The organism is Nitrospirota bacterium (assembly GCA_004296885.1).
Lineage (GTDB): Bacteria > Nitrospirota > Nitrospiria > Nitrospirales > Nitrospiraceae > SYGV01.
The window spans coordinates 139,103-157,040 of sequence record SCVN01000023.1; the positions used below are offsets into that span (position 1 = coordinate 139,103).

General features: G+C 62.0%; 16 protein-coding genes and 1 tRNA gene. 4 read left to right on the forward strand and 13 right to left on the reverse strand.

Annotation, left to right across the window (positions count from 1 at the left end):
• Positions 1-2 precede the first annotated feature (2 nt).
• The 3 genes from nadC to EPO61_13775 form a co-directional block, all read right to left on the reverse strand.
• Complete coding sequence (gene nadC, locus EPO61_13765; GenBank protein ID TAJ07043.1) at positions 3-893, reverse strand: carboxylating nicotinate-nucleotide diphosphorylase; 891 nt, start codon at positions 891-893, stop codon at positions 3-5.
• Entirely contained in the window at positions 894-3,692 is a 2,799-nt protein-coding gene (locus EPO61_13770; GenBank protein ID TAJ07044.1) for a valine--tRNA ligase, read from the reverse strand. It lies immediately after the preceding gene.
• A gap of 413 nt (positions 3,693-4,105) precedes the next feature.
• Positions 4,106-4,831: a response regulator gene (locus tag EPO61_13775; protein ID TAJ07045.1), complete on the reverse strand. Its 726-nt coding sequence runs from the start codon at positions 4,829-4,831 to the stop codon at positions 4,106-4,108.
• Between the two features lie 52 nt (positions 4,832-4,883).
• On the opposite strand from EPO61_13775, the gene EPO61_13780 reads away from it, so the two are divergent.
• A complete protein-coding gene (locus tag EPO61_13780) occupies positions 4,884-5,696 on the forward strand; it encodes an HAD family hydrolase (GenBank protein ID TAJ07046.1) in 813 nt (270 codons plus the stop codon).
• Between the two features lie 5 nt (positions 5,697-5,701).
• Here EPO61_13780 and EPO61_13785 read toward each other — a convergent pair whose 3' ends face one another.
• Positions 5,702-6,427: an NAD-dependent deacylase gene (locus tag EPO61_13785; protein TAJ07047.1), complete on the reverse strand. Its 726-nt coding sequence runs from the start codon at positions 6,425-6,427 to the stop codon at positions 5,702-5,704.
• A 143-nt stretch (positions 6,428-6,570) separates the two neighbouring features.
• On the opposite strand from EPO61_13785, the gene EPO61_13790 reads away from it, so the two are divergent.
• Genes EPO61_13790 through EPO61_13800 form a run of 3 tightly spaced genes read left to right on the forward strand, consistent with a single transcriptional unit; the run spans position 6,571 to position 9,916 of the window.
• Entirely contained in the window at positions 6,571-7,938 is a 1,368-nt protein-coding gene (locus tag EPO61_13790; GenBank protein ID TAJ07048.1) for a 2-dehydropantoate 2-reductase, read from the forward strand.
• A gap of 27 nt (positions 7,939-7,965) precedes the next feature.
• The gene (locus tag EPO61_13795; GenBank protein ID TAJ07049.1) at positions 7,966-9,495 is read left to right on the forward strand and encodes a DUF2779 domain-containing protein; all 1,530 of its coding nucleotides are present in this window, start codon (positions 7,966-7,968) and stop codon (positions 9,493-9,495) included.
• Complete coding sequence (locus tag EPO61_13800; GenBank protein TAJ07050.1) at positions 9,488-9,916, forward strand: HIT family protein; 429 nt, start codon at positions 9,488-9,490, stop codon at positions 9,914-9,916. The genes EPO61_13795 and EPO61_13800 overlap by 8 nt, the downstream gene beginning before the upstream one ends.
• Before the next feature lie 239 nt (positions 9,917-10,155).
• On the opposite strand, the gene EPO61_13805 is transcribed toward EPO61_13800, so the two are convergent.
• The 9 genes from EPO61_13805 to EPO61_13845 all read right to left on the reverse strand — a co-directional run bounded on the left by EPO61_13805 (position 10,156) and on the right by EPO61_13845 (position 17,893).
• Complete coding sequence (locus EPO61_13805) at positions 10,156-10,884, reverse strand: 2OG-Fe(II) oxygenase (GenBank protein ID TAJ07051.1); 729 nt, start codon at positions 10,882-10,884, stop codon at positions 10,156-10,158.
• A 213-nt stretch (positions 10,885-11,097) separates the two neighbouring features.
• Positions 11,098-11,187 (reverse strand) — tRNA-Ser (locus EPO61_13810).
• A 23-nt stretch (positions 11,188-11,210) separates the two neighbouring features.
• Complete coding sequence (locus EPO61_13815; GenBank protein TAJ07052.1) at positions 11,211-11,696, reverse strand: nucleoside deaminase; 486 nt, start codon at positions 11,694-11,696, stop codon at positions 11,211-11,213.
• A gap of 80 nt (positions 11,697-11,776) precedes the next feature.
• Entirely contained in the window at positions 11,777-12,676 is a 900-nt protein-coding gene (locus EPO61_13820) for a hypothetical protein (protein ID TAJ07053.1), read from the reverse strand.
• A 134-nt stretch (positions 12,677-12,810) separates the two neighbouring features.
• Positions 12,811-13,827 carry a hypothetical protein gene (locus EPO61_13825; protein TAJ07054.1) on the reverse strand — a complete coding sequence of 339 codons (1,017 nt, stop codon included), beginning with the start codon at positions 13,825-13,827 and terminating at the stop codon, positions 12,811-12,813.
• 40 nt (positions 13,828-13,867) lie between these two features.
• Positions 13,868-14,452, reverse strand: coding sequence for a sigma-70 family RNA polymerase sigma factor (locus tag EPO61_13830; protein TAJ07055.1), 585 nt, complete (start codon positions 14,450-14,452; stop codon positions 13,868-13,870).
• A 95-nt stretch (positions 14,453-14,547) separates the two neighbouring features.
• Positions 14,548-15,741 carry a hypothetical protein gene (locus EPO61_13835; GenBank protein ID TAJ07056.1) on the reverse strand — a complete coding sequence of 398 codons (1,194 nt, stop codon included), beginning with the start codon at positions 15,739-15,741 and terminating at the stop codon, positions 14,548-14,550.
• Positions 15,738-16,736 carry a hypothetical protein gene (locus EPO61_13840; protein TAJ07057.1) on the reverse strand — a complete coding sequence of 333 codons (999 nt, stop codon included), beginning with the start codon at positions 16,734-16,736 and terminating at the stop codon, positions 15,738-15,740. The genes EPO61_13835 and EPO61_13840 overlap by 4 nt, the downstream gene beginning before the upstream one ends.
• Positions 16,733-17,893: a hypothetical protein gene (locus tag EPO61_13845; protein ID TAJ07058.1), complete on the reverse strand. Its 1,161-nt coding sequence runs from the start codon at positions 17,891-17,893 to the stop codon at positions 16,733-16,735. The genes EPO61_13840 and EPO61_13845 overlap by 4 nt, the downstream gene beginning before the upstream one ends.
• Positions 17,894-17,938 lie beyond the last annotated feature (45 nt).

Below are 17,938 nucleotides of genomic sequence, written 5' to 3' on the forward strand. Positions count from 1 at the left end.
GCTTACCGTCCTTGTTTGCGAGGTTGTCCGGGAAGGCGGAGAGGCAGGATATCCATGCTGAGGTCGGCCGCCGGGGCCGAGTGGGTCAAGGCGCCGATGGAAATGAAGTCCGCCCCGGCCTCGGCCATTTCGCGAACATTCTGAAGGGTGACCCCTCCGGAGACCTCCGTCAAGGCTCTGCCGTGGATGAGCGCGACCGCTTTCCGCACGAGGGACGGCGTCATGTTGTCCAACAGAATCACGTCGGCCTCCCCGCGCAAGGCCTCCCGCGTTTGCTCGAGGGTCTGAACTTCGACGCTGATCCGGAGTCCATGCGGCGCGTGCTTGCGAGCGAGCATGCAGGCCTGGGCGATGCCGATGTGTCGGCCTTGCAACAGCAGCAGATGGTTGTCCTTAATCAAAATGCCGTCCCCCAGGGAGTGCCGATGGTTCTGCCCTCCGCCCAGTGTCACGGCCCATTTCTGCAAGATACGCAGTCCGGGCGTGGTTTTTCTCGTATCCAGGATCGTGGCGCGACCGCCGCGGACGGCGTGGCAAAACTGTCCGGTCAAGGTGGCGATGCCAGACAGGTGTTGGAGGAAGTTCAGAGCCACCCGCTCCGCCATCAGGAGCGAACGGGCGTCGCCCTGGACCGTGAGCACGATCTGACCCTTCTTGACCGGGGTTCCGTCTTTGAGCGCCCGGACGACCCGCATTCTGGGATCCACCGTCGTGAAGACTTCCCGCGCCACGGCCATCCCGGCAAGGACGAGTTTCTGATGAGCCGTGACGGTGCCGCGGGCCGGGATCGGGGCGGGAAAGAGGGCGGCGGTCGTCACGTCGCCCCAGGCGAGATCTTCGTCCAGGGCCCGGCGGATCGCCGTTCGAATCTGCTCGGTTGAGGGAACAGGCATCTAATCCTTGGCTGGTATCATGGCGCGCAACTGCGTTTCGCTGCTGGTGAGCAATCGGCTTTCCTGCTCAAGGATTCTGACGCGATCGCGGTGTTCGTGAATGACTTCGCTCGGAGCTTTTGCAGTGAACTCGGCATTGCCGAGCTTGCCTTCGATCCGTTTTGCTTCCTGGCGATTCTCTTTGTGCTGCTTCTGAAGTTTTTGGAGCACGCTCTCGAGATCGACCTCTCCTTCCACGGCCAACCCAGCCGAGATCCCTTCCGTGACCAGGCGAAGCACCTTGTCGGTCGGCCATGTGTCGATGGCGGTCAACTGCACCGTGCCGCGACTGAGGTGTTCGAGACAGGCGTGAAGATCCTTTAATCGTGTGCAGTGTTCCTCTCCTACCGCCGCTCCGTAGAGGGTGACTTTCTTGCTCGGTTGATAATTGAGCAAGGCTCGTCCGGTTCGTACCGTCGTCACGAACTGTTCCAGAACGGCGAAGGACGCTTCGGCGTCCTTGGAGTCCCGGTCAGGGCTCGGACTCGGGTAGGGCTGGGTGACGATGCTGTCCCCTTCGTGCGGGACCGTCTGCCAGACTTCCTCCGTGAGAAAGGGCATGAAGGGGTGGAGCAAGCGCAACAGCGTTTCGAACGACTCGAGAAGGGTCTGCCTGGTCCGGCCGGCCTCGGGCGATTCCTTATCCTGGAGAGAGGGTTTCACCAGCTCCAGGTACCAGTCGCAGTACTCGTGCCAGATGAATTGATAGAGCCGGCTGGCCGCTTGGTCGAACCGGTACTGTTCCAGGGACGTGTTGACGTCCCGGATCGTGTGGTTCAGGCGGCTCATGATCCAGCGGTCGGCAAAGGATCGGGCGGCGAGCGGGGCCATAGCTCTGGGTCCGTCTATATGCATCAGGATGAACCGGGCGGCGTTCCAGATCTTGTTCGCAAAATTGCGGTAACCTTCGATCCGCTCCTCGGCCAGTTTGATGTCGCGGCCAGGCGAGGCCATGGAGGCCAGGGTAAACCGCAAGGCGTCGGTGCCGTACCGGTCCATCACGCTCAAGGGATCGATCACGTTCCCTTTGGACTTGCTCATCTTCTGGCCTTCCGCGTCCCGGACCAGGGCATGGATGTAGACGTCGCGGAACGGAACCTGGCCCGTGAATTTGAGTCCCATCATGATCATGCGGGCGACCCAAAAGAACAAAATGTCCAGGCCGGTGACGAGGGTGGACGTCGGGTAGAAGGTTTTGAGTTCGGGGGTCTGCTCAGGCCAGCCCAGAGTTGAAAATGGCCAGAGGGCCGACGAAAACCAGGTGTCCAGCACGTCCGGGTCCTGAAGGAAATCGCTCCCGCCGCAGGTCGGACAGCCGGTCGGCTGGGTCCGCATGACCAGGGGCGTGGCATTCGACAGGATCGTGACGCGTTTGCGCGAAGCCTTGGGCAGGGCTTGCGCCTCGGTCGTGGCCATGCCTTCGTGCGCGGTTTCCAGAATCGCATCGGCGTTGCAAGAGCGGCAATACCAGGCGGGAATCTGGTGGCCCCACCAGATTTGCCGCGAAATGCACCAGTCTTTGATGTCGCGCATCCAGCCGAGATAGTTGTTGGTCCAGGCCTCCGGAATCAGACGGATGCGGCCGTCCTCCACCGCCTTGATCGCCGGCTCCGCCAGCGGCTTGATCTTGACGAACCACTGGGGCGAGAGGTAGGGCTCGACCACAGTCTTGCATCGGTAGCACTTGCCCAGTGCCATCTTGTGGGCTTCGACGGTTGCCAGCAGCCCTCGTTCCTGCAGGAGCGCCTCGATCTTCGGCCTGGCTTGGTTGACGCGCAGCAACTCGACGGCCTCAATGACCGCTTGCTCCACCGCGGCGGCCCGCAATCCGACAGGATCGAGGCGGGCCTGGTGATCCAGAATCGGCAGGCGTGGAAGGCCGTGCCGTTCGCCGGCCTCGAAGTCGTTAAAGTCGTGCGCGGGCGTAATCTTGACCACGCCGGTGCCGAACTCCCGATCCACCAGAATCGGGTCGCCGACGATCGGGATCGTCCGTTGGGTCAAGGGCAAGCGAACCTGCTTGCCGATGAGATGCTTGTAGCGGGGGTCGTCCGGATGCACCGCTACGGCCGTGTCGCCCAGCAGCGTCTCCGGCCTGGTCGTGGCGACGATTAATTTGGTCTGTGGATCGTCGGCCAGCGGATAGTAGATGTGATAGAGCTTGCCGGACGTTTCCTCGTGCTCGACTTCGATGTCCGACAGGGCCGTGAGACATCGGGGGCACCAGTTGATCAGCCGTTCACCCCGGTAGATCAGGCTCTCTTCGTGAAGGCGGACAAAGACCTCGCGGACCGCCAGGGAGAGGCCCTCATCCATCGTGAAGCGCAGCCGGTCCCAATCGCAGGACGCGCCCAACCGTTTCAGCTGTTGGATGATGATGCCGCCGGACTGGGCCTTCCAGTCCCAGACCCGCCGGATAAACGCGTCGCGGCCAAGGGCTTCCCGCGAGGTGCCCTCGGCCATCAGCTGCCGCTCGACGACGTTCTGCGTGGCGATGCCGGCATGGTCCGTTCCGGGCATCCAGAGGGTATTGCGCCCCTGCATGCGTCGCCAGCGGATCAGAATGTCCTGCAAGGAGTTGTTCAGCGCGTGGCCGACGTGCAGAGAGCCGGTGACGTTGGGAGGCGGAATGACGATGGTGTAGGGTGTTTGCGGACGGTCGGCGGAGGCGCGGAAGTAACCCCGGTCGATCCAGAACCGGTACCACCGCTCTTCGACCTGCTTGGGCTCATAGGTCTTCTCGAGTTGCCGGGAGGCCATCAAATAACGCCACGATCATAAAGGTGGAGAGGCTGCGTTTACGTGGGGCGCATCTTAACATGCCCCTCCGGCACCGGCAAGGCGCCGCCGTGCCCGGCGCCAGCGCGCGTGCGTCCTTTCCTGTGTAAATCGCTTGTGCGAGAGAAGAGGAGTGTGCTATACATCGCGCCGTTTGGATACGTGATACGTGTGGTCAACCAGGAGATCGTGGGCTATGGCACGAGGACGCGAGAAAGATCGGAAGGTTCGGAAGAAGCACCGCAAGAACATCAAGCGGGTGAAGGGGTTAGCCAAAGCCAGGAAGGCCAAGCGCGCGAAGCGCTAGGGCTCATTCGGGCAGGGCCGGAATCCCTTGGTTCTCGGTTTCCTGTCGGTTGTCCTCCCGCCATCTGCCGTTGGGGGCGTTCCGCTCTTCAGGTCCCTTGGCTCGTGCCGTCGAGCGGCTGTTCGGCCAAGCGCTTATCCAGTAGTTCCCGCAGCAGTCGTTCCGTGATGTCGGTCACGCGTTCCTCAATCATGGGTTTAAGGTCCGCGATCAGTTGGTGGGAGATGTCCGGCAAGGCCTGCTGCACCGCTTCCATGGCGATCAATGTCATGTCTTCACGCGGATAGGCCAGGGCAATCTGGCTCGGCAACTCGGTCTGCAACAGGCGCGGCAGCTGCCGGCCGACTTCACGAGCAACCACGTCAGCCAGAGCCGCCGATTCCGATGGCGTCGTCTGGGCGTGCCGTGCCGAATTTCGCTCTTTGGGATCGGCCAAACTCAGGCCGAGTTCAGTGCAGAGTTGCCGGACGGTCCGGAGCAGGTCATCGAGTTGGGGAGGTTTGTGGACGAACGATTTGACTCCGAGAAAGCGCAGCTCCGCCTCGTCGAACTGGTCTTCCGAAGTGATCAGCGCCATGATCGGCGGGGAGGGGGCAAGTTCCATCCCTGCCAGCCGCTCACAGAACGAAATGAACGTGGCGCCGGTCAGCCGGTAGTCCGTAATTACCAACGCTGGTTTGAGTCGTCCGATCGCATCCAGCGCCGTCACGGCATCCTTGAAGCAGACAGCGTCCAAGCCCAGGGACAGGCTGGTTTGCTCGACCATGCGCTGCACCGCTGAGTCCGCATCAACCAGCAGCAGTCGTGTAGGCACCGAACCTCCTAATTTTATTGGAGTATCGGCAAGCTAGCAGAGGCCCCTCTGCTTGTCAAGAAACCGGCCCCGTCCGGAGGTTTTGACTTCGTTTCAATCCTGTCGCTACAATTCTCGCATCCCACAGTCAACGCCATGCAAGGATGGACCTGTGAGCCGAATCAAAGTCGTGTTTTTTGATGCAGCCGGCACTCTGTTTCACGTCAAGGGCTCGGTGGCCGAAGTGTATCTGTCCCACGCCGAGCCGTTCGGCATACGCCGGACACCCGAACTGACGCAGGCCGTCAATGACGCGTTCAAGCGTGCGTTCCATGATGCCCCGCCGCCGCTCTTTGCCGTGAGCGATCCGGTCGAACTGAAACAATGCGAGCGGCTCTGGTGGTTCGACATCGTCCACAATGTGTTCTACCGGGTGGGGATGTTCGAGGGATTCGACGACTACTTCGACCGGGTCTACGAAGCCTTTGCCGGCCCCCAACATTGGGCGCTCTACCCGGATACGCTGGCTACGTTAAAAAGTCTGAAGGAGCAAGGGTTCGAGCTCGGCATCATTTCCAACTTCGACACCAGGCTCTTTACCGTCCTCAAGGGGCTGGGCCTGACCGATCTGTTCGATACCGTCACGATCTCCAGTCTGTCGCGCGCGGCCAAGCCGGCCCCGAAAATCTTTCGTCTGGCGCTCGACAAACATGCCGTGGATGCGGAAGAGGCGGTTCATGTCGGGGATAGTCTGAAAGACGACTTGGAAGGGGCCCGCGCGGCCCGTCTGACAGGGCTGCTCCTGGATCGCGAGGGAGTCCACCAGGGGCAGTCGACGACGATCAAGGGGCTGGATGAGGTGCCGGGGGCAATCACCTGGTTGTAAGCGGGCTACAGCAGGAGCGGGACGGTTTCAGCTGCCCTGCCACCGATCATAAGGTCCACCATGGCCGACTGGGGCTGCTCCTCCAGGTTGATCTCGATCACGAAGGCCCCGGCGGCTTTGGCGATGCCCGAAAACGAGGCGGCCGGGTTCACCACCCCCGAGGTGCCGATGATCAGCAGGACTTCGCAGGAGGCGACGGCTTCCATGCTCCGGTCCAAAGCGTCTTCTTCCAGCGCTTCGCCGAACCAGACAATATGCGGCCGCACCAAACCATGGCAGGCTCGGCAGTGGGGCAGAATGGCGATCGGCACGTCCCGGTTTTCCTCAACTTGTCGGCAAGCGGTGCAGCGGACCTTCCAGATGTTGCCGTGAATCTCCAAGAGCTTGTTCGATCCTGCGGCCCGGTGCAGGCCGTCCACGTTCTGCGTGATCAGCAGGAACCGTTCGTGTCGTTGTTCCAGCTCCACCAGCGCCCGATGCCCCGCGTTCGGCTGCTTGGTCGCGATCAATTCCCGACGCCAGTTGTACCATTCCCACACGAGACGGGGATCGCGTGCAAAGGCGTCCGGCGTGGCCAAGTCCTCGGCCCGAAAATTGCGCCAGAGCCCGTCCGCGCCGCGGAATGTGGGAATGCCGCTGTCGGCTGAGATGCCGGCGCCGGTGAGCACGGCGATGGAACGGGCGCGGGCAAGCCTGGATTTGGCTTCGAGAATAGAGGGCGATGATGCCATGGCGCTATTATAGCGACTTTGCCCCTCACAAGGCGCGTGCTATAGTGATCAAACAGAACCGTCGCGAAGTCGGAAAGTCTTAAAGTCTGAAAGTTTTTGACTTTATGACTCAGGGACTTTCCAACTTGATAGACTGAGGCTACGTGATGCAACAGATCATGGTCGTCGGCGCCGGGTCCGTCGGCGGCTTCTTCGGCGCCCACCTGGCCAAACAGAATCCCAACGTTTCGTTCCTGCTGCGGCCGCGCACCTTGCGGGCCGTTCAGGCGAACGGATTGACGATCCGGAGCGCCTCCGGAACGTTCACCGTCCGGCCGCCCTGCGCCTCCGACCCTCGCGAGCTGCCCAAACCCGATCTCATCATTCTCGCCGTCAAGGCGTATGATTTGGATGCCACGTTGGATCAGCTCGAGCCGGTCTTGACCGACCGGACGGTCCTGCTCACGCTTCAGAACGGCGTGGATGTGGAGGATCGGCTTCTGAGTCGCCTCAAGCGGGATTGCGTCGTAGGCGGGGTCGCGTTCATTTATTCCAAAATCGTCGAGCCGGGCGTGATCGAACATTACAAGCGTGGCGCTGTGTCTATCGGCGAGCTGATGGGGAACAAGAGTCCGCGGCTCCTGGCGATCGCCGACTTGTTCAAGCAGGCGGGCGTCCCCTGCCATCTGATGGACGACATCCGCCGCGCCAAGTGGGAAAAGATGTGCTGGAACTGCGTCTTCAATCCCCTGACGGTCTTGATCAACGATCGGATCGCGAAAGCCCTGGATCATCCGGAAATGCTGCCGGTGATCCGCCAGATTGTCGGGGAAGTGGCGGCGGTCGCGGCCACGCTGAAAGTTCCGTTGAGCGAGGATATCGCCGACAAGGTGGTACGCTGGTCCCAGGAGATCAGGGACATCCACACTTCCATGTACGACGATTGGAAGGCCGGCCGGCCGACAGAGATCGATACCCTCAACGGCCATATCGTCACACTGGGGCATGAGCTGGGCATTCCGGTCCCGTTGAACGAAGCCCTCACGGCGACGATCAAGGTGATCACGGAGCGCGAACGGAGCGGGCCGGGAATCCTCAGGATCGACGGGGACGTCATTCAACCGATTCAGCTCGGCCTGGATGCCATTGCCAAGCTTCCAGCCGAGCATCAAGTGCCGGATGTGAACAGGCTTGCGTCAGGGTTTAAGGGAAGAGGCGTGCGGGTCAAGGGTTTGCTCGAAGTGCCGGCCTTGGCCATCGGCGCCGACCATGTCACGTTCCATTCCCTGGACGGCAAGTTTGCCGCCTGCCTGACCATTGCCCAGGCGGTGGAACATGGGATATTAATCTACGAATTGGACGGAGCCCCGCTTCCGGAACAAAAAGGCGGCCCGTTCCGGCTGATCGCGCCGGGCCTCGGGGACCTCTGCGCCAATGTCAAAGGGGTCGGGCGCTTACAGGTTTCCAAAGGGCCGGGGAGGGACACCAGGCCATCCGTGAACTGCGACCCTCAGCCATCTCCGTCAAGTTGAGGACATCGCTCGCTGCGGCACGCGACCATGGCTATCCTCCCAGACCCAATGTCTCACACTCCGCCGGGAACAGCCCGGCTCTCCAAATCGAAATACCTCTCCGGATTGCAATGTCAGAAACGGCTCTATCTGGAAATCCATGCGCCGACCTTGGCGACCGCCCCAGACGAACAGACCCAGGCGATCCTGGACATGGGAACGGAAGTCGGCGAACTGGCCCGCCGGCGTTTCCCCGGCGGCGTCCTGGTGACGGCCGACCATCGCCATCCGACGGAGGCATTGCGCCAGACCGCCGCCTTGCTCGCCGATCCGGCGGTGCCGGCGATATTCGAGGGGGCTCTGGAATATGACCGGGTCCTGGTTCGCGTAGATATCCTCGAACGGGTCGCGTCGGCTTCCGGCGGCCCGGACGCCTGGCGCCTCATCGAGGTGAAATCCTCGAGCCGGGCGAAGGACATCCACGTCAGCGATCTGGCGATTCAAGCCCATGTGTTGCGGGGGGCGGGTCTCACGCTGGACGGCACGTGGCTCATGCATATCAATACGCAGTATGTTTATCCGGGAGGCCCCCTGGATTTGACGCAGCTGTTTTCCCTGCAAGACCTCTCCACTCAGGTCGCCGCGCTGGAACCGGACGTCGCCCCGCGCCTGGCCCGGATGAAAACCATGTTGCAAGCGCCGATCCCGCCTTCCATCGAGCCGGGCCGTCACTGCCACCAGCCCTATGATTGTCCCTTCTGGGACCATTGCACGAAAGAGAAACCGGCCCGCTGGATTTATCACTTGCCGGGAAACGCGCAGACGGTCGAGCGGCTGGTCCGTCAGGGCGTCGAGACCATTGATGCCATTCCGCACGACGTCAAGCTCTCGTCCGTGCAGCGCCGCGTCAAGGACAATGTCGAATGGGTCGATGCGCGCCTGAACGACGCGCTCTCGTCCGTCCGCTTTCCCGTCCATCACCTCGACTTTGAAACGTTCATGCCCGCCATTCCGAAATTCCCGATGACCAGGCCCTATCAGACCATTCCGACGCAATGGTCCAATCACATCGAGACGCAAGATGGGCAGGTCAGGCACGAGGCCTATCTCTGCCGCAATCCGGACGATCCGCGTGAAGAGTTTGCGGTCACCTTGCTCGAATCCCTCGGGCGAGAGGGCAGCATTTGCGTCTACTCCGATTATGAGCGGACCGTGCTGCAGCGGCTGGCCGACGCCTTGCCGTCGCTGAGGGCCGATCTCGCGCAGGCCATGGCCCGCTTGTGGGATTTGCTCACGATCGTCAAAGCGCATTATTACCATCCCGCGTTTGGCGGCTCCTTTTCGATCAAGTCCGTCTTGCCCGCCTTGGTGCCGGACCTGAGCTACCAGGATCTGGAGATCAGGGAAGGGGGCACCGCCGCCCGGGCCTACCAGCAGATGGCCTTCGAAGAAACCGATTGGGTGGAGAAGGAACGATTGCGGGACGCGTTGTTGCAATATTGCGAACGGGACACGCTGGCCATGGTGGCGGTCCGCAAGGCCCTGGCGGTTCGGGCCATGGAGGCAAGGCATGACTGAACGCAGCCTGACATGCAAAGCCTGTGACGGTCGCTGGCCATCACAGGATCATCGGATCGCCGATCTTGGCCTGACCGTGGCTTATCTGTTTGAAGACCAGTTCTTTCCCGGTTGGACCGTGATGGTCCTCAAACGACATGCGAGGGAGTTGTATGAGCTGACCAGAGAAGAACGCAGCCAGGTGATCGAGGAGGTGGCCGCCATGGCCCGAGTGCTGGCGGAGGAGTTCCATCCGGTGAAGGTCAACTACGGGCTGCTCGGGAATCAGCTTCCGCATATCCACTGGCACGTCATCCCCAGGCTGGCCGACGATCCGGTGCCGCTCGACGCGGTTTGGGGCCATCCCCACCAGCCCACACCTCTGAGCGAACAAGCCAGAACGGACCTCCTCGCGAAACTGCAAGTAGCCCTCCGAGGCTGACAGGCACAGCCTCCCTCGCATCCGTTGCCCCTTGGCAAAGCGCCGGAGGGTAGGGGCAATCGTTTCCATTGCTTCCGGGACATTTTACCTGCCGGTTTGGGAGCAATGTCCCTTCAGGCCTCGTCGGCCTCTGTGCGCCCTCCATCATGTTGGGCGGAAGACCCATTGCGGGTGGGACGATTCACCGGCTGTGCCATCGACGGATCGCGGGTGCGGCGACGCCTAGGAGGAGGCGGCCCTCACTTCTTTGGCAGCATATCGATAAAGTTCGGCTGGCTGCAAAACCAGCCGGCAAACGCCGTCTTGGCGTAGGTGCCGGCGATATCGGTGAGTCGGTGTTCCAGCGAGTCGTCGATTCGAAAAATAATGGCATCGCCGAATCCCGTGTTGGCCACCTCGTGTATGACCTCGCCCGAAGACACGTTGCGTAATTGCAAGACTCCGCCCGAATAGATCTCCCTGCTCAAATTGACACTCATGGCGATCATGCGATGATCGCTACAATCGTCATGCCAGGAATCATAGTGGTTGTGTCCCGGGACGACACGGTAGACCCTTCCGGAGAAGCATCCTATCGGGGCGCAGCCGGTAATCTGGCGAATGATCTGGAAGAGCCGGGGATCGTTGGCAAGCAGATGCAGCAAGCCCCATGAGGTGCCACGCCGCAAGCGCCACTCCAGCCCCCAGGGTTGCCCCGTTTCCGCATTGACATCGGTAAATTCATCGAAGGCCGTCTGCTCGATCTGGCGCTGGATGAATTGCAGGAGGGAAGGCTCCAGCAGTTGCGGGAGTCGAACGCAGTGCTGCCGGTCGAAGAGTTGTCGCAGGTCATCCAATTCTTCAGGAGAATAGGTGCAGATGGTGCTGGAGCGTGTGAGTTGAATCATGACCGCCTGCGTGAGGGGATGCTCAGGCCGCCAGGCATTTAATCCACAGACTGCCGACTTGCAAGCTCGATGTAACAACATCCCAAGATGCTGGAGGTGTTTCTCCGGTCGCGCGAATCATGAGCGCGGCTGGCTCAGCAAGCTTGGCATGGCGGAAGAACGTCGCGCAGCGACACCTTCTCATGGGGATGGAAATCATCGCACGCTGGTACAACTGGCGCGCCATTGCCCGGTGCGAAGTGAGATTCGCTGCGGATCGCCGCTGAGCGCGGCTCCCGCCAAACAAGTTCGGGGTGGCGGAGAGGGTGGGATTCGAACCCACGGTCCAGTTGCCCAGACAGCAGTTTTCGAGACTGCCCGATTCGGCCACTCTCGCACCTCTCCTCCGATTACATGACAAAAGGGAGTCATCCAGCTCGTTCACTCACTCCGTCGCGCAGGCCGCGAAAAAACGCCTGCATCAACTCCTGACTTTCCCGCTCGAGGACCCCGCCCACGACCTGCACGCGATGGTTCAGGCGCCGTTCATCCGGCAGGTTGAACACAGATCCGCAGGCGCCGGCTTTGGGGTCCTTGGTGCCGAAGACCAGCCGGGAGATGCGGGACTGGATGATGGCGCCGGCACACATGGAACAGGGCTCGACCGTGACATACAGGGTCGTCCCGGTCAGCCGCCAGCTCCCGAGCTTGGTCGCGGCCTCCCGGATGGCCACTACTTCCGCATGGGCGGTCGGGTCCTGCCAGATCTCCCGAAAATTATGAACCTGGGCCAGCACCTGTCCATCGAGCACCAACACGGCGGCGATCGGCACTTCGCCGAGCGCCGGTGCCAGTCTGGCCTGCTCCAACGCCAGCTGCATATATTCAAGGTCTTTGTCGGCGATAAAACTCATCGGCGGTCACACGGCTCCCCTCGTCTTCAGCGGGCGCTATCTTAACACAGCCACCCCGTACGGAGAAGCCCTAGCGGTCCTTAGCGATGGAAGAATTCAAATTCGACTCGGAGTTGGATGGCCGTGTAGCGTTGCACCAAGCCGGCACGGTCGATCGGTTGATCCTCCTCGTGGTAGAGGCTGATCTCCGCGTCCCTCCAGCGCAGGGCGAGGCCGGTGATCCAATCCATCTCGGAGGGCCGGATTGCGTGGCCGCTGGTCCGGTCCGTGAAAAAGTTTGTGTCCACGAACAATACGACCAGGTTCCGGTAAAGGTCGATGTCCGCATGGGCGACGTACCGGTAGAGGGCGCGGCCGGTATTGTCGGGCCGGGCGAAGTAGCTTTGGTTGTAGAACAGCCAGCCCGCGCCCGCGTAGGCGGAGATGTTCTGTTTGGGGAACACCGAGCGCCACCAGGACCACTGGTTTGCCTCGGTCATGCGGTAGGTGAGCAACGTGTCCCCGTAGGTCTGCTTGAGGCCGCTCCGGTCCAGCGGCGCGTCCTGCTCGTACTGCACCCGCCAGCCCAGGTTGTTCCAGGAGCCGGTGAAGGCGTACGTCTGGTCCCATTCCGTCAGGATGATCCATCCCTTCTTGCGGTCCGAGAAGAAATTCTGGTCCGTATAGAACTGGAGGTATTCCTTGTAGAGATCCGTTTCCAGATGGACCATGTGCCGGAGACCGGCTAAACCGGTATTGTCCGGCCGGGCGGCAAAGGTGGGATTATCCACGAGAACCGACGAGAGGAGGTAGCCGCGAACCCAATGCTCCTCCTTCTCCTCTGAATGGGCGACCCCTTCTTCCTGTACCTCGCCGATGGCAGGGAGGGGGCGGCCGTATTTCTCAAGCGCCACAGCGGGGTTGGGACAGGCGAGGAGGCAGAGGCAGAGCCATCCGGCATGCCACGCCGGTCCGATAATCCGCCCTGTTCCCTTGCCCATCCACACGATATCCTCGGTTGTCCTGCCGCCGCCAGCCGGCCCGACTGTCTTGTTGCGCCTGGTTCATGGAAGTCTGGTTCTTGTATCCGTGTCGGGAAGAACTGTCAAGGAAAGAGCATCTCGGCCGGGTGATCTCAGAGTTGCCCGAGCAGGTATATCTCACCGGTCGGTTGGGGACGGCCCCCTTCCGGCTCCAGGCTCACGGCAAACTTTGTGATAGTGGTCGGATCGGGCATGCTGCGGATGATAAAGCGGCTCTTATGGCCTGTGTCGGTGGAAAAGATGCCGGCGCTCACCGGTTTGTCCACGATCGCCCAGAGTTGATAGGTCTTTCCGGCCGGCAGGGCCGGCAGGTTAAAGGCATAGAGGAAGGCCTTCTTGGTATCCGGATCGTAGAGCAAGAGGGCGCCGGCGGATTTGGCCATCGCCGACCCGGCCAAGGATACGGCCTTCACGTTCGGTGACCGCAGAAAGGCCAGCATTTCATCCCTCTGTGCCAGCGCTTTGCGCAAGCCGGCCGTTTCTTGCTCGCGGCTTGCTACCTGGGCCCGCAGGTGCGTCACTTCGGCTTCCTGGCGGACCAAGAGGTCCTTCAATTCGCCGAGATTGCCGGCCCCACGATTGAACTCCTCCTGCATGTCCGTCAGCAGCCGTTCCTGTTCCATGAGCTGGCCTTGCAACATCTCTATCCGTCCGGATTCCATATGCAGGGCCGTTTCGATCCGTTGCCGTTCTTCGACGGCCGTCGCGGCCTGGTGCTGAACCGACAGAGCGTAGAAGGCCGTCCCCGCCAGGAGAACGAGGAGCAGGGCCGCAACGGCCGGGTGCGTGCGCCAGGTCGGCGGGGGCGGGAGCAGGTGCTTGACCCAGCCGCCCGGTTCAAGCGTCGGCTTGGACTGAGGAACGAGGGAGGGTTGTGGGGAAGATTCCTGGGCCAACGATCTCATGAGGCTTGCTTTGAGCCGCGCCGGCGCCGATTGGAGGGGCAACGAGTAGGGCAGCAGCCCCGCCACCTTGCGCGCCTCTTTGAGTGCTGCATGGCAGACCTGGCAGCCGGTCAACAGGTGCGCCTCGATGGCCTGCCGCTCCGGCCGCTCCAAGGCTCCGGCCGCGTAGGAGGCAATGTGTTCTTCAAAGACTTCGTGCGACACGATGGCGATTCCTACTCACATGCGATGACGTTGTCACGGCTCAGTCGATCCATGGCTGTAACGATATCTTCAGCTTGGTCATGCCGAGTTTGATCCTGGTCTTGATCGTTCCCACCGGCTGGCGCAACCGTTCCGCGATTTCCGTGTGGGAGAGCCCTTCGAAATAGGCCAGCTCCAGGGCTTGCTGCTGCCCCTCGGGCAGCTCCGCCAAGGCTTTTCGAACCGACGTGCGCAGTTCCGTCTGTTGTCGGTCTTCCAGTGGGCTTGGATCGTGATTCGACAATTGCGCGGCCAGTTGTTCGTCGATCGGGTCGGTCGTGCCATAGCCCTTGCTTGCACGCGACCGGAGCCGATCGATCGCCCGGCTGCGGGCCAATGTGACCAGCCAAGCCATCGGCGAGCCGCGGCCGACATCGTACCGGGCCACCTTGCGCCAGACCTCCAGATAGATCTCTTGCAACAGCTCGGTGGCTTCATCCCGGTCTCCGAGAATCCTGACGGCGAGCGTATACAGTAGCGCGCTGGACTGGTCGTAGAGCTCTTCGAATGCTTGTTGGCTCCCCTTGGCCACTTGCGCCAAGAGGTCGGGGGATAGGGCGGACGCTGGTCTGGCCGAGGAATCCATGCTCGTTGGGGAGTCGAATCAGCCCTCGAAACCGTGGCGCGCATCTTAACATTCTACGGACGAGGGGCGCAAAAAGATGACTCGAGAAGCGCAGCTTAGCGAAGTGAACTTTGACGGGATGAGGGCCGCAACGCCAGCTCGGCGAGCCCTTTGCCGCCTTCCCAAAGAAGGTGCAGGAGGCGGGCGGCATAGTGGTAGCCGAGCCAGGGTCGGCCGGTCAGTCCATAGTGGGCCCGCATGAACTCCGAGGAGGGAAAGAGAATCCCGCAGGCATAGCGCCACTTGGCCGGGAATCCCTTCAGAACCAGCAGTTGTGCCAGACTCTCGCGTCCATCCACGCAGGAATCACCTCGCAAGAGAGGCGCGAGTCGCCGGCGCAGGAAGTTTCTCGACGTTTGCTCCGGCTGAACCGCCAGTTGAGCCAGCACCGGTTCGGGAACGGGCGAGCGGAAGAGCGCGCGGACCTGACCGAGCGTCTCAGCCAGCAACTCGCCCTGGCCTGTCTGCTTGGCCATGCGCAGGACCTGAGCCCAGTCGATCGCGGCCGGCTCCTGGCGGATGAGGAGGGCCAACTCGCGCCACCAGAGCAGCGGGGCTTGCTCCCTCTTGTGCAGCAGATGAAAGCAGAGGTGCAGCAGGAGGTCGGTTCGGTTCAGTAGCAGCGTGTTCACGCCAGCGACGTGGCCCGGCACCGCCCGCTGCCAGACCGAATCCATGTCGATCCGGTCGGCGACAGGCGGGTAGGCGATCGTCCAGTGGGGCTCCACGTAGATCCATCCGTGGCGTTTTTTGACAAACTCGAGCGTGTAGGAAAAAGTCCGGGCAAATCCCGGACGCCGGTCGATTTCCCGATAGCCGGCGTCCGTAAGGAGTCCTGCAATCTCCGGCAAGCGGTCCCGCGGCACGAGCAGGTCCAGGTCTCCCATGGCCCTGGCGGTCACGTCTCCGTAGAGTTGCTCCGCCAGCGCCGGGCCGCGGATCGGGATGCAAGGGAGCCGGTGATCCTGGAATCGGCGGAGGAGCGAAGAGAGTTCCTCCGCCAGGACGAGGTTCTGCGCCGCGATCTTGACCAAGATCGGTCTGATCAATTCGACCGCCGCGGCAAAGGTTCTGCGCCGCTCCGGCAAGGCATGCAGCCAGCCTGAGAGGAGTTGCGTGAGACCCTCCGCTTCCGCGTCTTCGATCAGGGATTCCCACTGCGCCAGATCCTCGGGCGGGGGCGGGACGGCTGGGCCTGCCGCATCGGTCAGCAAGCTCATCAAAAAGGAATTGAGAGCCGGGGCGATCATGGAGATCCGAGGTCGGCCAGGATGCTGTCGCGGACGGAGGCAAGGGCCTCAAAGCGGCTGGGGACGTGGAGCCTCCGCACAAGAACCAGGGAAGCCACCTGATCCAGCCACCGGAATTGCCGGAGCATGACGCCCCGATCTTCGGAGTCGAGCGTAAACGTGGAACGCAGCAGCTCCAGAAATGCCTCCTGTTGGCTGACCGGCTCGATGCGCTCCCGGGCTGCCGCCCCCTCGTCGCCGCAGTCCTCGCGAGACAGGCAATAGATTCTCGCCAGTGGGTATTGCCCGGCAGGGAAGCCGGGGCCAGACGGTTCCAGGACCGGACGCCGCTTGGAGGTATATTGGGCAACAGGCAATGTCGTGCAATCGGCGGCACACAAGGCTTCGAGGGCGTCGTCCAAGAGCCGCAAACCGGGATAGGCAGGGCGAGCCACCACTCGGTCCGGTTGTGGTTCCAGAATCAGGCAATCGTCGCTGATGAGGGGAATGCCGGCGAACTGGAAGCTGGCCGCCAGTGTGGACTTGCCTGTGCCGGCCGGTCCGGTAAAGGCGCAGACGCCGGCTTGCGTCAAGACTGCCGTGGCATGGATCGCCTGCTGACCATGCAAGGTGAGCACCGGCGGCAGGACCTGGTCCAGGAGAAAGTGGCGCAGCGTGTCTTCGCTCGTGCCCTCGCTCGCCTGGATGGCGACGGTCCGGCCATCGGCCGCCACATAAAAATCTGCATAGTCCGGAAACCGGAGCAGATAGCCGTCCTCGGTCCTGGCATGTTGCATCCACACGCCGCCGGAGGCGCTGCGCCTGGTCAGGAACGGAGTGATGGGAGAGGGGTGAGGGCCATGTCTGGAACCCACGGTGACCAGGATATCCGGCCGGGTATGGTGAACAGTCCGGGGGGAAGTGAACAACTCGGGCAGGGGCAGGTCGCTGCCGAGGGTCAGCCCATAGGCGTAATAGAACAACGGGGGGGCGCAGGATTCTGCGCGAACGATCATTGGGTATACCCGGTGACGACTTCGGCCACAAACACGGCCGCCTCGGCAGGGGAGCGGAACAAGTCAGGATGGCGGCGGTAGATTTCCTGTTCGATGTCCCCCAGCCGGCGCTGTCCGTCGCAGAGTTCCAGAATCGAGCGGCGGGCCAGGCCCCTAGGAGTGAGCCTCGGCACAAACCCAGGCCTGGTTTTCTCCATGGACTCTTTGGAGAGGAGCATTCCCTGGAACGTGGAATGGGAAAAGCGGGCTTTCGGCGCACGGTCGGTTTGTCTCGTCTCCGCTTCCGTTCCCCGGACTTCCACCGTCCAGGACACCATCGAATCCTGGGGACGGATCTGCATGGCAACCTTGACCCGGTCTCCTTTGGCCAACTGCACCGGTCGGTCGATCGGCAAGAACACGTTCCGGCGGTGAATCGCATCGGCAACCAGCGGAGAGTTGGTCATGGTGATCCGAGGCGAGAGTTGGGCGGAGAACCAGCCGCCGATGCCATGCAGCGGCCCGTCACGGTCGGCGACAAGCCAGGTTTCCAGGCCCGAAAGAGAGGCCGGCGATTTGGCCGTGTCCAGGGAGGTCAGCAGCGCCGGTCGGCTAAGAATCTGCTCCGGCGTAAACTTGAAGGGATAGCCGGTGTTGGCGGCAATGGCATGGGCCGGTGTGAAATTGAAGCCGGCGGGAGCATGATTCCAAAAGTCCGCCTGCTCCCAGAGGGGCCGGTGCGACACGAGCGACACGAACAGATCGATACGCGAGGGAATGAGGACTCCGCCCGGCTTGAGGAACCGCTCGTGCGCGTCGCTGAAGTATTCGAATATGCCCGCCTCGAATCCGAACTGCCCGATCTGGTCGGCCACCACGACATCGGCCCGTTCCGGCAACCGGACATGGGTCGAAAAGTCCTTGATGAAACGGACCCGGTCCTGAAAGCCGTTGGCGCGGCAGATTTCCTCCGTCAACCCGATCAACTCGGTGGACTCAATGGCATAGACCCGTGCGGCGCCGGCGCGGCAGGCGAGCAACCCCATGATGCCAGACCCGGCGCCCAGGTCCACGACGACCGACCCTGGCTTGACGACCTCGTCGATCGCCCGCCGGAACGCCTCCACCCGGTTGTGATCCGAGAGGTACTCGCGATGTTCATCCACAATGAGCGACATGCCGCACCCTGGCGAGGAATGTTGGCGGTGAAATCAACGTCCTGC

Coding starts and splice junctions, on each gene's coding strand:
- nadC (TAJ07043.1), bottom strand. CDS start 893: ATGCCTGTTCCCTCAACCGAGCAGATTCGAACGGCGATCCGCCGGGCC.
- EPO61_13770 (TAJ07044.1), bottom strand. CDS start 3,692: ATGGCCTCCCGGCAACTCGAGAAGACCTATGAGCCCAAGCAGGTCGAA.
- EPO61_13785 (TAJ07047.1), bottom strand. CDS start 6,427: ATGGCATCATCGCCCTCTATTCTCGAAGCCAAATCCAGGCTTGCCCGC.
- EPO61_13795 (TAJ07049.1), top strand. CDS start 7,966: ATGGCTATCCTCCCAGACCCAATGTCTCACACTCCGCCGGGAACAGCC.
- EPO61_13800 (TAJ07050.1), top strand. CDS start 9,488: ATGACTGAACGCAGCCTGACATGCAAAGCCTGTGACGGTCGCTGGCCA.
- EPO61_13805 (TAJ07051.1), bottom strand. CDS start 10,884: ATGTTGTTACATCGAGCTTGCAAGTCGGCAGTCTGTGGATTAAATGCC.
- EPO61_13815 (TAJ07052.1), bottom strand. CDS start 11,696: ATGAGTTTTATCGCCGACAAAGACCTTGAATATATGCAGCTGGCGTTG.
- EPO61_13820 (TAJ07053.1), bottom strand. CDS start 12,676: ATGGGCAAGGGAACAGGGCGGATTATCGGACCGGCGTGGCATGCCGGA.
- EPO61_13830 (TAJ07055.1), bottom strand. CDS start 14,452: ATGGATTCCTCGGCCAGACCAGCGTCCGCCCTATCCCCCGACCTCTTG.
- EPO61_13835 (TAJ07056.1), bottom strand. CDS start 15,741: ATGATCGCCCCGGCTCTCAATTCCTTTTTGATGAGCTTGCTGACCGAT.
- EPO61_13840 (TAJ07057.1), bottom strand. CDS start 16,736: ATGATCGTTCGCGCAGAATCCTGCGCCCCCCCGTTGTTCTATTACGCC.
- EPO61_13845 (TAJ07058.1), bottom strand. CDS start 17,893: ATGTCGCTCATTGTGGATGAACATCGCGAGTACCTCTCGGATCACAAC.